9 protein-coding genes are annotated in these 13,902 nt (G+C 48.3%); 8 read left to right on the forward strand and 1 reads right to left on the reverse strand.

What is annotated here, in order from left to right:
- Positions 1–3 precede the first annotated feature (3 nt).
- From ACY2A0_RS15495 to ACY2A0_RS15515, 5 genes are read left to right on the forward strand one after another with little or no spacing between them, the layout of a single operon-like run.
- Entirely contained in the window at positions 4–1,758 is a 1,755-nt protein-coding gene (locus ACY2A0_RS15495) for a hypothetical protein (RefSeq protein WP_461791624.1), read from the forward strand.
- Entirely contained in the window at positions 1,751–4,180 is a 2,430-nt protein-coding gene (locus tag ACY2A0_RS15500; RefSeq protein ID WP_461791625.1) for an alpha-L-rhamnosidase-related protein, read from the forward strand. The genes ACY2A0_RS15495 and ACY2A0_RS15500 overlap by 8 nt, the downstream gene beginning before the upstream one ends.
- Before the next feature lie 9 nt (positions 4,181–4,189).
- Positions 4,190–5,068, forward strand: a complete 879-nt coding sequence (locus ACY2A0_RS15505; protein WP_461791626.1) for an alpha/beta hydrolase — start codon at positions 4,190–4,192, stop codon at positions 5,066–5,068.
- Positions 5,038–7,323: a family 78 glycoside hydrolase catalytic domain gene (locus tag ACY2A0_RS15510; protein ID WP_461791627.1), complete on the forward strand. Its 2,286-nt coding sequence runs from the start codon at positions 5,038–5,040 to the stop codon at positions 7,321–7,323. The genes ACY2A0_RS15505 and ACY2A0_RS15510 overlap by 31 nt, the downstream gene beginning before the upstream one ends.
- A 12-nt stretch (positions 7,324–7,335) precedes the next feature.
- A complete protein-coding gene (locus ACY2A0_RS15515) occupies positions 7,336–10,614 on the forward strand; it encodes a glycosyl hydrolase (protein ID WP_461791628.1) in 3,279 nt (1,092 codons plus the stop codon).
- 70 nt (positions 10,615–10,684) lie between these two features.
- Here the strand turns inward: ACY2A0_RS15515 and ACY2A0_RS15520 are convergent, their stop codons facing one another.
- Positions 10,685–11,086, reverse strand: coding sequence for a hypothetical protein (locus ACY2A0_RS15520; RefSeq protein ID WP_461791629.1), 402 nt, complete (start codon positions 11,084–11,086; stop codon positions 10,685–10,687).
- Positions 11,087–11,224: 138 nt separating this feature from the next.
- Here ACY2A0_RS15520 and ACY2A0_RS15525 point away from each other — a divergent pair, with 138 nt between their 5' ends.
- The 3 genes from ACY2A0_RS15525 to ACY2A0_RS15535 all read left to right on the forward strand — a co-directional run bounded on the left by ACY2A0_RS15525 (position 11,225) and on the right by ACY2A0_RS15535 (position 13,782).
- Positions 11,225–12,091, forward strand: a complete 867-nt coding sequence (locus tag ACY2A0_RS15525) for a LytR/AlgR family response regulator transcription factor (protein WP_461791630.1) — start codon at positions 11,225–11,227, stop codon at positions 12,089–12,091.
- 113 nt (positions 12,092–12,204) lie between these two features.
- On the forward strand, positions 12,205–13,137 hold the full coding sequence (locus ACY2A0_RS15530) for a helix-turn-helix transcriptional regulator (RefSeq protein WP_461791631.1): 933 nt from the start codon (positions 12,205–12,207) through the stop codon (positions 13,135–13,137).
- Positions 13,138–13,311: 174 nt separating this feature from the next.
- Entirely contained in the window at positions 13,312–13,782 is a 471-nt protein-coding gene (locus ACY2A0_RS15535) for a MauE/DoxX family redox-associated membrane protein (protein WP_461791632.1), read from the forward strand.
- Positions 13,783–13,902: the final 120 nt, after the last annotated feature.

The raw sequence follows: 13,902 nt of genomic DNA on the forward strand, positions 1-13,902 counted from the left end.
TCGTTGAGCGTAACGCTTACCTATCTTTTCGAGCCACTGTTTGGTCAGCAATTAATGACGATGGATATGGTGCACCATAATCCCGGAGAGCCCCAGACAAAATCGAAATTTTTGGACCCCTCTTTTTTAAAAGCCTCAGGTTACGATGCCAAGGTTTTTTTTCTCTTTGAAGCTGCACAGTTTGGGCTCGATTGGCAAAGCTTTGATAAAGATATCTTTCCCGAAAATACGGATCAGCGCAAGTGGGTAGAGGATAAGAATGTAGTGCTGCAGCAGAAATATACCGAAGCGAAACAGGCTGGACTGAATGTTTACTGCATGCTGGATATGTTGGTTTTTCCCCAGGAACTGATCCAAAAATACAAAACGGAGATGTGCAACGGCAGCGGACGTGTTGATATCGGTAAACCTTTCACGCAAAAGGCGATACGCTCGTTGATAAATCAGATATTTGATAGATATCCGCAGATGGATGGCCTGATCATCCGGACCGGCGAGACCTATCTGCATGATGCCCCATATCACAAAGGGGGCAGCCCACTGGTCAATGGTTATAGCGACCATGTCATCCTGATCAATATATTGAGGGACGAGGTGTGTGAGAAAAGAAATAAACAGTTGTTCTACCGTACGTGGGATTTTGGGCGGTTCCATTCGCTGCCGAAGTACTATCTGGAAGTGACCGAGCAGGTTGAACCGCATAAAAACCTGTATTTCTCCATAAAACACACCATCGTTGACTTTTGGCGTTCTGCTGTTACCCAAGGGGATCCTGATTATTCAAAATTCAATGTCTACTGGCAGGATGAAGCGGCCAAGTACGGGATTCCATTTAATCCCTGTATCGGCATCGGAAAACATCAGCAGATCGTGGAAGTTCAGGCCCAACGTGAGTATGAAGGTAAGGGGGCGCACCCAAATTATATCGGAAAAGGGGTCATCGATGGTTTTGAGGAGCTAAAGGCTTCTGGAACAAAAATGCCCTATTCATTAAATCAGATAAAGGATAGCCCGCTGATCAAGGGCGTATGGACTTGGTCTAGGGGCGGGGGATGGTATGGTCCCTATATCACCAATGAATTTTGGAACGAACTGAACGCCATCGTCGTGGCGCAATGGGCAAAGCATCCGAATAAGACCGAAGAAGAGATTTTTAACGACTTTGCGAGAAATAATGGTTTGGATGAAAAAGATATCCCTAAATTCAGGGAAATATGCCTGCTTTCGGCTGATGGGGTCATGAAGGGACATTATAGCATGATGGGAGGGGTGTACATGAACTGGACCAGGGACAATACCATTTCCGGACTATACTTCCTGAGGCCATATTTTGATAAGATTATAGCCGATAAACGCATCAAGGCTTATCTGGATGAGAAGACCGAAGCATTGTCCATATGGAAAAGAATTGAAAAACTTGCTGGGGAGCTTCACTTTAAGGATAAAGAAACTCAAAGATTTGTTTACATTTCATCAGTCTACGGAAGGTTAAAATTTCAATTGTTTGATGCGGCATGGAAAGTAATGCTAAATGCCTATGCCCAAGAGAAGCAGGGGAAGGTTGACCTGGTTGAATTGAGGGCGAATCTGAAATACTTTGATGAGACCCTTGCGCAATGGCAAAAATTTGTGACCGACAATCCAGAAAGTGCTTCGGTTTACCTCACTACCTATTACGAGGACGAACAGGAAGTCGGCATAGCAACTACGCTGGCCCATTATAGAAAACTATTAAAAAAAAACAGTGGTAATGATTAGATCAGATTTCAGTTTCAAAGAGTTGGTGCGGACGATGTTCGATTCCACTATTTTTTATACGGCTAAGAAACTGCTGCCGATGGTGTTTTTGGTGCTTTTGGCGGATTTTTCCAAGGCCCAGGTCACATCGCCATCCATCGTCTATCCTACCGTATCGCTAAATGCCGAGTGGATTTCCTTTCCCGGGGCCGCTCCTAAAGATTACGGCGTGTACCATTTGAGGAAAACATTCGAGCTGGACACCAAGCCCGAAACCTTTGTCGTGCATCTTACCGGTGACCAGCGCTATAGGCTGTATGTGAATGGTGTGCCTGTTGTATTGGGTTCGGCAAGGGGAGATTTAAGAAATTGGTATTATGAAACTATTGACATTGCACCGAACCTTAAAGCAGGTAAAAATGTGCTGGCCGTATTGTTATGGAACATGGGCAGTGGTGCGCCTGCTGCGCAGGTGTCCTTCCAAACGGGGTTTATACTCCAGGGTAACGGTGAACGGGAAAAACTCGTAAATACCGATAAAAGTTGGAGAGTGATAAAAAATGAAGCCTATTTTCCAGAACCATTTCCAGCATCGAGGCTGGCCTCTTATATTGTTGGCAGTTGCGATAGTGTCGCCTTCAAAAAGTATCCATTCGGGTGGGAGCAGCCGGCCTATAATGATGGCACCTGGTCTGTTCCCGCGCTGGAGCCCAAACCCAGGTATTTTAACGTAAAACGCAATCTCATTCCCAGGAGTATCCCAATGATGGAGGAAAAACTGGAACCCATACATGGCATCGTGCGTGTGCTGAATCTTGATGCTCGGAAAATAATAGGGACTTTCGAAAAAAACGGTTCCATTACCATTCCGGCCAATACCAAGGCCACCATTCTGTTCGATATCAAAAACCTGACCACTGCGTATCCAGAGGTTACTTTTAGCCGCGGCGAAAATGCAAAGGTCCAAATTACCTATGCCGAGTCGCTATTTGATCAAAACAACCTCAAGGGCAACCGTAACCAGGTGGAGGGCAAACAGATCAAAGGCTATTACGATGTGTTTTTGGCCGATGGGGGCAGCAGTCGCTTGTTCAGGCCACTATGGATGCGCACTTTCCGATACATCCAGTTTGATGTAGAGACCAAAGATGAACCATTGACCTTCGATAAACTACAGTCCATGTTCACCGCTTATCCATTAAAGGAGAATGGACGTTTCAGTACCAATGATGCCAGTTTGGAGCAAATTTGGAACGTAGGTTGGCGTACCGCACGATTATGCGCCAACGAAACCTATATGGACTGTCCCTATTACGAACAACTGCAGTACGTCGGAGATACCAGGATACAGGCATTGATTTCCCTGTATGTTTCGGGCGATGATAGGCTGGTAAGGAATGCCATTGAGCAGTTTCACCAGTCAAGGGTGCCAGATGGATTGACCAGGGATGCCTATCCGGCAGGGGGGGGCAAGTTTATACCCCCATTTTCGCTATTCTGGATCTCGATGATCTATGATTACGCCTGGTACCGTGACGATAAGGTTTTTGTCGATCGATATTTGATCCCCATGGAATCCATATTAAAATGGTTCGAATATCGCCTGGATCCGAAATTGGGGCTATTGGGTAAAACGGATTATTGGAACTTCGTTGATTGGACCTTTTCACCAAGTGGTATTCCCCCGGGCGGTATCGATGGCAATTCTTCCATTCTATCGCTGCACTACGCCTATACCTTGGATCAGGCGGCAACGCTTTTCAATTATTCGGGACAGACACAAAAGGCCGATTACTATTCGGCGCTTTCCAAAAAGATAAAAGAGGCCGTCTTTAAAAGTTGTTATGATGGACAGAAGGGTCTTCTGGCAGATTCGCCGGATAAGACCGCCTTTAGTCAACATGCCAACATTTGGGGGATACTGAGTGACTGTATTCCATCCGGACAGCAAAAGCAGGTGATGGAAAAGGTCATGAACGATACCACTCTTACCTCAAGTACGCTTTATTTTAGGTTCTATTATACTGCCGCTCTAAAGAAGGCGGGCATGGGTAATCAGTACCTTTCGACCTTAGGTCCCTGGAAGGAAATGTTGTCCCTGGGATTAAGTACCTTTCCTGAGACCTTATCGCCAACGGTACGATCAGACTGCCATGCCTGGAGTGCTAGTCCATGTTATGATTTTTTGGCCACCGTATGTGGGATAGCACCCGGGGAAATGGGCTTCAGAACGGTAAGTATACAACCAAATCTAGGTGAGCTAAAGGAGGCTTCGGGCGAAATGCCACATCCGTTGGGTCCGATTAAGGTAAGCTACAAAAAATTAAGGGATGGTTCATATACGGCAAACGTAGATCTGCCCTCGCGGATGAAAGGCGAGTTTATTGCCGGCGGTAAAAAAGTTCTGTTGATAGCGGGCAGACAACAAATTTCTTTTAAATAACGATTGACGATGAAAAATAAGATGCGCAGGTTACTTTATGTATTGGCTCTCTTTCTATTTGCTACGTTTCGCCTGTTCGGGCAGGAAATCATAGCGCTGTATCCAGAAGGACAGGTGCCTTTTGCTAAAAATAGTGCAGAGCCGCCCAAGTTGACGGTGTTTAAGCCGGAGAAAAATCTGGCAAGGGGTACGGCGGTGATTGTATGCTCGGGCGGCTCGTATGGCGGCCGTGCCAACCGTGTAGAGGGAATTCCCGCCTGTAAAAAACTGATGGAAGCGGGAATAACGGCCTTTCTTTTAGATTATCGCCTGCCAAAGGCAGAATTGATGGACCGCAAGGAAATCGTTCCTTTAACTGATGCCCAGCGGGCCATTCAATATGTGAGAGAAAATGCAAAAAAATATAAGGTAGATGCTTCAAGATTGGGGATCATGGGTTTTTCAGCTGGAGGTCACTTGGCATCTACCGTAGGGACCCATTTTGAAAAATCGGAACTTGACAACCCAAAAGGTACTTCGCTACGTCCAGATTTTATGGTCCTGGTATATCCGGTGATCAGTTTTGCAGATTCGCTGACGCATAAAACTTCCAGAATGAACCTGATCGGTCCCGAACTGACAAACGACAATATCTTTAAGTATTCCAACGAGTTGCAGGTCACCGAGCAGACGCCGCCTACCTATCTCACCTCCGGGATGGACGATAAGACCGTAGATGTGAAGAACAGTCTTTATTTTGCAACGGCATTGAGACAGAAATATGTTCCTGTGGAACTGTTTCTTTACGAGAAGGGCCGCCATGGTTATGGGGTGAACAACAATCAGGCTAAAGTGCAATGGATAGATGATTGCATCGAATGGATAAAGAAGGAGCATTACAAGAAATGAAGAACAGATTACTGTCGATTTTAATATTAACTGTTTTAGCCGCTTCCAACTGTTGGTCACAGGGAGTAGCCGGTCCGGTGCAGCGGCCTGCCGAACTGATGTGCGATTTGGTTGCTGCCGATCGCTTTTATTCGGTAAATGGATATTTAACTAATGTTCCACCGATCCCTACATCCAATAAAAATATCCGATCTGTACTGATTTATAACAAACAGCCAGCGTTTAGCTGGGAACTTACCTCGGCGGTTAATTCCCGAAAGCAAAGTGCCTATCAATTGCTGGTTTCCGATAACATCAGACAGCTGGACGGCGACATCGGTAATGTTTGGAACTCCGGTAAGGTGACCGATGAGCAATCCACAGGTATCCTATTTAAAGGGATAGCACTCAAACCAAACACGGTTTATTATTGGAAAGTGAAGGTCTGGAACGATCAGAACCAGTTCAGTCCCTTCTCATCAGTGGCGTCGTTTATCACGGCAGATGAGTTGGTCGATTACAAAAACCCATCCTATCCACTCCAGATTACAGAGCAGCGCCCTATATCGATCAGGGAAAAAAAAGGTGTGCATCAGGTCGATTTTGGCAGGGATGCCTTCTCTCGGCTGAAACTTCAGCTTTTCTCGAAAACAGGCGGTGATACCGTGACGGTTCGCTTGGGCGAAATGTTGGATGGGAATGGAAATATCAACCGCAGGCCTCCCGGTAAGGTACGTTATGCACAATACGCCCTGGTATTGGAAAAAGGAAGGCATACCTATCAGCTCAATATCCATAAAGATGCCTATAACACAAGACCGGTGGCCATAAAAATGCCCGACTATATAGGGGAAGTTTTACCGTTCCGGTATCTGGAAGTGGAGAACTATGGGCATCCATTGTCCGGTGAGGCGGTAACAAGGCTATTTGTCCATTACAAGTTTGACGATGAGGCTTCTTTTTTTCGTAGTTCAGACAGTACTTTGAATGCCGTATGGGATCTGTGCAAATATTCCATCAAGGCAACCTCTTTCCTGGGCATCTATGTAGATGGCGACCGCGAACGTATCCCCTACGAGGCTGATGCCTATATCAATCAGTTGAGCCATTATGCGGTAGATAGGGAGTTCAGTATGGCTAGAAACTCCCACGAATACCTGATCACCCATCCGACATGGCCCACCGAATGGCACCTCCAGTCGGTGCTGATGGCATGGAACGATTATCTGTACACTGGTGACAGCCGTTCCATTGCACGTCACTACCAAGATCTGCAAGAAAAAACGCTGATAGGATTGACCGATTCTACAGGTTTGATCAGTACTTTGACTGGAAAGGTCACTCCAGATTTTAAAAAGAAGATCCATCTGGAAAATGACAACCTCAAGGATATTGTCGACTGGCCACGGAATACGGAAACAGACGGTTTTGTATTCACCAAATACAATTCCGTGGTCAATGCCTTCCACTACAGGGCGCTTGTTGTCATGCAGCAGATTGCAAAGGCGCTGGGTAAAACCGCCGATGCACAGGGATATCAGAAGGCGGCTGAGCGGACAAAAGGCGCTTTCTATAAAATGTTTTTTGATCACAAAAGACGAATATTTATGGACGGTGTCGGTACGGATCACGCTTCTTTGCACGCCAATGCATTTGCCTTGGCGATGGGCCTGGTGGACGAAGTGGATCAGCCTGCGGTGATGGCCCATATCAGATCGCGGGGTATGGCCTGCAGTGTCTATGGCAGCCAGTTTCTATTGGACGGTATCTACAGGGCCGGCGACGGGGCGTATGGCCTTTCACTGCTTACTTCCCAAACCGACAGGAGCTGGTCCAACATGATCAGGGCGGGCAGTACCATTACCATGGAGGCCTGGGACAACAGGTTCAAACCTAACCAGGATTGGAACCATGCCTGGGGAGCAGCCCCGGCAAATATCATTTCACGCAAGCTGATGGGCATCGAGCCCATCGGTCCGGGCTGGGAGAGTTTTGTGGTCAGGCCACAGATTGCCGGGCTGGCCTATGCGTCTATTACCGTGCCTACGATAAAAGGTGCCATCAAAGCCAACTATAGACAATCCGAAAATGATTTCGAAGTCAGTATTGCTATACCGGGCAATACCTCGGCGGAAGTTTATCTTCCATTAAAACGTGGAAAAAAGAATAAAGTGCTGTTGAACGGGCATCCGCTCAAGGCCGGAAAGGTCAATGATCTAATAGTTGTAAAGGGACTGCAGGCTGGAGATCACCAGCTGAGAATCAATTATCAATAGAAAGGAAATCGTATGGAAATGACCCCCAAGCTATCTTTTCGCTGCGCTCTTTTTGCCCTGGCCATGCTGACAGCATGTGTAGTGAAAAGAAACCTGCCGCCAATAAATGTAGTTTCAGACAAAGGCTCTCCCGATATCGAGGCAGGTTTCAAATCACCTCCGGATAGTATTCAGACCAGTACATATTGGTATTGGATGTCGGATAACATTTCAAGGGAGGGGGTGGTCAAAGACCTTCAGGCAATGAAGCGGGTGGGGATCAACAGAGCTTTTATCGGCAATATAGGTTACAGTTCCACTGTCTACGGAAAAGTCAAGCTGTTTTCCGAGCAATGGTGGGAAGTTCTTCATACGGCGCTTAAAACGGCTAGCGAGCTAAATATCGAGATCGGTATTTTCAATAGCCCGGGCTGGAGCCAATCCGGCGGCCCTTGGGTCAGGCCGGAGCAGTCCATGAGATACCTGGCCTCTTCGGAGACATTGGTCAGGGGCGGAAGTGAAGTGGGGATTTTACTGCCCAAACCAAACCCACAATTTCAGGACGTTCGTGTGTTGGCCTTTAGGGCGCCAAAAGAATATAACAAAACATTAGGAGATCTAAAGCCGAACGTAACATCAACGGCCAAGATCGCCAATTTAAGGGACCTTGTAGATCAGGATACGTTGACGGGCATTACCATAACCGATACGGGCAAGGTAGTGATAGATTTCGGTACGGAAAATGAATTTACCGCTCGCAGCCTTAGCATTTATCCAGCCAGATATCAGATGACAGCCTCTGTGCTGCTCCAGGTTAGGGAGGCAGATGGTTATCGCACCATATCTTCTTTTGAGATCGACAGGCGGAAAAGCGCATTGAATGTCGGTTTTGACCCCTATGCACCGGTAATCGTTTCATTCCCGGCCATCTCTTCAAAACATTTCCGTCTCGTTTTACAGAAGAGCATACTTGATAAACAGTCTTTTCCCAAATACGGGATCAGGGAATTCGTTCTTTCTCCCATGCCCAAAGTGGAACGATATGTGGAAAAGACGCTCGCCAAGATGCACCAAACGCCACTTCCGTATTGGAACGAATACCAGTGGCCGCAACAGCCCATTGTGGACGATGGAAGTCTACTGATTGATCCGCGGGAAGTATTGGATCTATCTGCTTACATGGCTCCCGATGGGAAATTAAAGTGGCATGCCCCTGCAGGTGACTGGGTAATAATGAGGTTGGGCATGGTGCCCACGGGAGTGAACAACAGTCCGGCATCTAAAGAGGGAACGGGATTGGAGGTAGATAAGATGAGCAAGGAACATGTAAGGGCACACTTCGATGCCTTCCTTGGCGAGATTTTGAGACGAATACCTGCAGCAGATCGGCGGACCTGGAAGGTGGCAGTGCAGGACAGTTATGAAACGGGAGGGCAGAATTGGACAGATGGACTGATAGGGAAGTTCAAGTCGAGGTATGGTTATGATCCATTGCCCTACCTGCCCACGTTACACGGTAAGGTGATTGGTTCGCCAGCGGTTTCCGATCGCTTTTTGTGGGATCTAAGGCGTTTCATTGCAGATAGGATTGCCTACGATTACGTGGGCGGCCTAAGGGAGGTCAGTAACCAGAATGGTCTTAAGACTTGGCTGGAAAACTATGGACATTGGGGTTTTCCAGGTGAGTTTTTACAGTATGGTGGCCAGTCTGACGAAGTGGCCGGTGAATTTTGGGCAAAGGGCGCATTGGGGGATATTGAAAATAGGGCGGCATCTTCGGCGGCACATATCTACGGAAAGAACAGGGTTTCGGCAGAGTCATTTACCTCTGGAGGCAAGGCCTATTCAAAATATCCCGCCGACATCAAGCAAAGGGGCGATCGGTTCTTTACCGAGGGGATCAACAGCTCGCTATTGCACGTATATATCCACCAGCCGGACGAGCGGCTGCCGGGGGTGAACGCAAACTTCGGTACAGAGTTTAATCGGCATAATACCTGGTTCGACTATCTGGATCTTTTTACTGCCTATTTGAAACGCTGCAATTTCATGCTCCAGCAAGGCAGGTACGTCGCCGATGTCGCCTATTTTATTGGTGAAGATGCACCTAAGATGACAGGGATCACCGATCCGCCGGTTCCAAAGGGATATGCGTTCGACTACATTAACGCAGAGGTGATCAGAGATAGGCTGAAGGTTAAAAATGGGCGCCTGTTTCTGCCCGACGGAATGAACTATGGCCTGTTGGTGTTGCCTAAACTGGAAACCATGAGGCCGGAACTATTGGAGAAGATAAGGGACTTGGTTAGGGAAGGGGCGACCGTTCTGGGGCCACCACCAAACAGGTCCCCGAGTTTGGAAAATTATCCGTATGCCGATCAGAAGATACGGCAGATGGCAACCGAACTTTGGGGCGATATCGATGGCACGACGACTAGATCCCGTAGATTTGGCAAAGGCATGGTGTTGCAGGGACTGGACATTTCGACCGCTCTTGGCATGCTGGGCATCGGGCCAGACTATACAGCCGATAATGGCGCCACACTTTTTATCCACCGTACATCGCCGGAGGCCGAAATCTATTTCGTAAGCAATCAGCAGGATAGGCCGGTGGATTTCGTTGCCGAATTCAGGGTCGGCGGCAAGCAGCCAGAAATTTGGGATCCAATCGATGGCTCCACCAGAGCTTTGCCAAGGTTTGACCAAAAAAACGGGATGACCTCCGTTCCGCTGGGACTGGACAAATTCCAGAGTACCTTTGTCGTTTTTAGAAAACAGGCAGTTGACGATAGGGACAACCGATCATCGAATACCCCAAGCGGACTGACCTTGGCCCAGATTGAAAAGCCCTGGAAGGTAACTTTCGATCCAGCGATGGGCGGTCCCGCCCAGCCGGTAATATTTGACCAACTTATCGATTGGACACTTCATCCAAACGAAAAGATCAAATACTACGCAGGAACTGCGGTCTATGCCAATAACTTCGATATCGGCAAGCCCGCCAGCGGACAGCATATTTATCTGGATTTAGGCGAGGTGAATGTGATCGCAAAAGTAAAAGTAAATGGTATTGATGTGGGAGGGGCCTGGACGGCTCCCTGGCGAACGGAAATCACCCGAGCCTTGAGGCCTGGGAATAACGTGGTGGAGATCAGCGTGGCCAACACTTGGGTGAACCGGTTGATAGGGGATAGCGTATTGCCGCCGGCACAGCGGAAGACCTGGACCAACGACAATCCATATCAACCCAATAGCCCCTTGGAAGCTTCGGGGCTGAAAGGGCCGGTCAAAATTACGATGTTTACATATTAGCTATATGCTCGTGTGCGGAGATGAATTTGTTAGGGATAGTCCCCGACTATCCCTATAGTTGTTACTAAAATTATTGCTGTCCGCTATGGCTGATGGTGTAGAGCAGTTCTTCGCTCTGCTGGTAGCCTTCGTGCTCGGAATAGCTGGCAGTCTTTTTCTTGTCCAGATCGAGCAGTTTGCCCCTGTCGTCACTATGGTTACGGCTGGCGGGTGTGGGTATCTTTTGGAGCCTGATCGGCTTGCGCGCTGCTAGGAATGCTTTGGTATCCTGGGCGGCCACTGCGATCCAGGTTTCGTCGATGCCGTCTAAGTACTCGAGCTGGCTCTGGTCAAGTTCAAAATGGCTGCCGATCCATAGGCGGAAGTCTGCTCCCGCGGCATTTGCCTCCAGCTGTAGGGCGGGGTCGGACAATTGGTAGAGCTCGGTCATCAGTGCTTTAGCACCTTGGCCAGTGAATGGGAATTTTTCCATATGTGTATCGAATTTAATTGTTTAACGGGGCAAGGTTAGGGATTGATGATGTGTTGGGCAAGTTTTGGTTGTTGACTGGATATCTGGCATGCTTGGACGGGAATGCGATGATTTTTTGTTTGATTTTAACGTTTTTCGATGGTTAGGAATGTGGATTATTTCCCGAGGTGGGTATTATTGATTTTGGCTCTAGTGGTTTCCCACCATATCGTGGCCGGAACGCAGAATAAGCCCACTTTGATAATTTTAAGGCAGTTGAACTATTATGTGGCGATGGCCTTCAGTTGGCCCTTTACCTATCTGCTGATGTGGTGGATCCATTTCTGCATTTGGCGATTGGACCGGCTGGTGCCATGGCAGGCATCTTGGTGTAAAAGGCTTTCGTTACAGTTGGCGTGCTGTGTGCTGCTGGTCATCTTGGCAGATGTATCGGTAGTCAGGTTGTATTTTTGGGTCTTTGATAATGATTTTTGGGACAGTGGCTACATGAGCCATGAACTGCTCATCATCCTATGGATGGTACTTTTCATGAACTCCCTGTATACGGCCTGGTTCTTCTACGTAAATTTTTTTCACGGATTGCAGAGGAACAGGCAGTTAAAAGCGGATCTGGATAGGTTGTTGTCGCGTCAGGGCGCATCGCCCATTCGCATCGATGCTCGCTTGGGCAACAAGGTTATGCAGGTGTCACTTTCGGAGATAGCCTGTTTTGAAAGGCATGAGAACATTGGACACGTGCACCTGAAAAGCGGGAAGACCTATTATGTGGACATGACCATGCCTTCGCTTTTGGAACAGCTTTCCGGGGAGGGGTTTTTCCAGATCAACCGCTCGGTGCTGATCTCCCTATCGGTGGTGTCGGGTTTTGAGAAATATGGGCGGGCGCAGGCCTTGGTACTTCTGGTAGAGGGGGTGGTACTGTCCCCAGAGGTTTCTTTGGTGGTAAGCAGGAGCCGTATGCTGGGATTTAGGGCAGCTTTGTCGGATTTTGGAGGAAACTTGTAGCATTTGCCACTGGCGTTGTTAATATGCCCGTTCGACAAACTATTTGCCCTGGGCTATTGTATTAGCGGATATATTGCAACTGCCACGTATTTTGTGGCCTTGACGCCTTCTCCATGCAGTTATTTTCGTTTGTTATTCCATTGGCCCAACTCGCTATCTTGGTCTGCCTGCTCGCCAGCTTCTGTTACCAGTTGGCCGTTTTCCTGTGCAGCGCAGGCCAAGGCTGGCGCATCTGGCGCCTGTTGCTGCTGGGCATATTGTTGTTGTATGATACTGTAGTAGCCATCATCCCCAACGAGGAACTGTCGGTTTCCCTCCCATTGCAGTATATCGTCCGCTATGGTATCGGGTTTGCCTTATGGGGCTGTCTACCGCTGTATTTCTATAAGGCACATGGAATGGCCGAATTCACTTTTCATTTGAGGTTTGGCGTGCCTATCTGTTATGGACTTTCTTTTCTGGTCTTCTTCTGTGCGGTACTGCCACTGGGCGGGGACTTGGAACTCGTACTCTTCTGGGGGATGATACTGCCGTTTTTGTGTGCACTGTCCTCCTTTGTAGTCTTGGCCTTGGCGCTGTACCGTCAATGGCTAAAACGGTCGCACATGCATCTGGCGGAAAGTCTGGATGAAATGGCCTTGTCCTGCATCTCGGTAGGGCCATGGGTGTTGGCGACCTGCTGCATTTTCCTGGAGGTGGAAGTCGGGTGCAGGGTCTTGTTGATGAATGTGGGCTTCGTATTGGCGTGGATACTGACGGTGGCAAGAGACGTCCGGCGAAAATTGGTGGAGTTGCGCCTGTCGAGGCATGCTACGGCAGAGGACCAGTTGACTTTTCAGGACAGGTGTGCCGCTCATGGTCTAAGTAAAAGGGAAACCGAGGTAGCCGAGTTGTTGTGCGCAGGCTTGACCTACAGGGAGATTGGCGAGCAGTTGTACATTTCCCTGCATACGGTAGACAACCACGTAAGGCATATTTTTACCAAGACGGGGGTGAACCGGAAAATGGATCTGTATGCGAAGTTGCGTCCAGGGCACAATGGTTGACCGTCCGGTCTCCAATGATGGCTGGGCTTTCCGGTCCGTCGACACATGGCGTATGCCCACTATTTGGCGAAATGACGTACTTCCACTATTTTTTCTGGTTTTTTTGGATGATACTATTGTCTCGGAAACGGCGATGTGCCGGTGTTTGAGATGGGTATGTTTTACTATAAGCGTTTGGACAAAAAAAGGGAGCGGGGGCTGCAGTGGATCGCGGCAGCTTTTGTACTGTTGTTTTCCTATGCGGCCTTCAGCAAGCTGATGGACTATGGGGCGGCCCGTAGGGCGATGTTGTTACAGGTCTTTCCCCATGAGGTCGCCCTGGTCATGGCCTGGCTGGTGCCAGTAACGGAATTATTGGTGGCCGGGCTTTTATTGTCTGTCCGTACAAGATGGTTAGGGCTGTTTTTGGCGACCCTATTGATGTCTTCTTTTAGCGCCTACATGCTGGCGGCCAATTTGGGCATACTTGGAAAAGTGCCCTGTGGCTGTGGCGGCATTTTGGGCAGGATGGACTATCGGATCCATCTGTTGTTCAATCTGTTTTTTGTATCCCTGGGGCTCCGGGGACTATTGATATCTGGAAAAGGAACTTTAATTCATAGGGGTATTCATTTGGGGAAGGGAGGTCTGGAAAATAGAACGTAACGTTTTTGGGAGAAGACCTGCCCAGATTAAAATATAGATGAAAAATTGACCTTGCCGGTTCTTTAGGTCTCCGGGAAGTACTGGCGCCGACCGCTCCTTTGGAGCACTAAACTTAAAAAA

The sequence above is a fragment of the Pedobacter sp. genome (genome assembly GCF_965249885.1).
Taxonomy (GTDB): Bacteria; Bacteroidota; Bacteroidia; order Sphingobacteriales; family Sphingobacteriaceae; genus Pedobacter.

Excerpts from the sequence above, each read along its gene's own strand:
- ACY2A0_RS15520 (WP_461791629.1), bottom strand. The coding sequence starts at position 11,086 with ATGGAAAAATTCCCATTCACTGGCCAAGGTGCTAAAGCACTGATGACC.
- ACY2A0_RS15515 (WP_461791628.1), top strand. The coding sequence starts at position 7,336 with ATGGAAATGACCCCCAAGCTATCTTTTCGCTGCGCTCTTTTTGCCCTG.
- ACY2A0_RS15530 (WP_461791631.1), top strand. The coding sequence starts at position 12,205 with ATGCAGTTATTTTCGTTTGTTATTCCATTGGCCCAACTCGCTATCTTG.
- ACY2A0_RS15505 (WP_461791626.1), top strand. The coding sequence starts at position 4,190 with ATGAAAAATAAGATGCGCAGGTTACTTTATGTATTGGCTCTCTTTCTA.
- ACY2A0_RS15500 (WP_461791625.1), top strand. The coding sequence starts at position 1,751 with ATGATTAGATCAGATTTCAGTTTCAAAGAGTTGGTGCGGACGATGTTC.
- ACY2A0_RS15525 (WP_461791630.1), top strand. The coding sequence starts at position 11,225 with ATGGTTAGGAATGTGGATTATTTCCCGAGGTGGGTATTATTGATTTTG.
- ACY2A0_RS15510 (WP_461791627.1), top strand. The coding sequence starts at position 5,038 with ATGGATAAAGAAGGAGCATTACAAGAAATGAAGAACAGATTACTGTCG.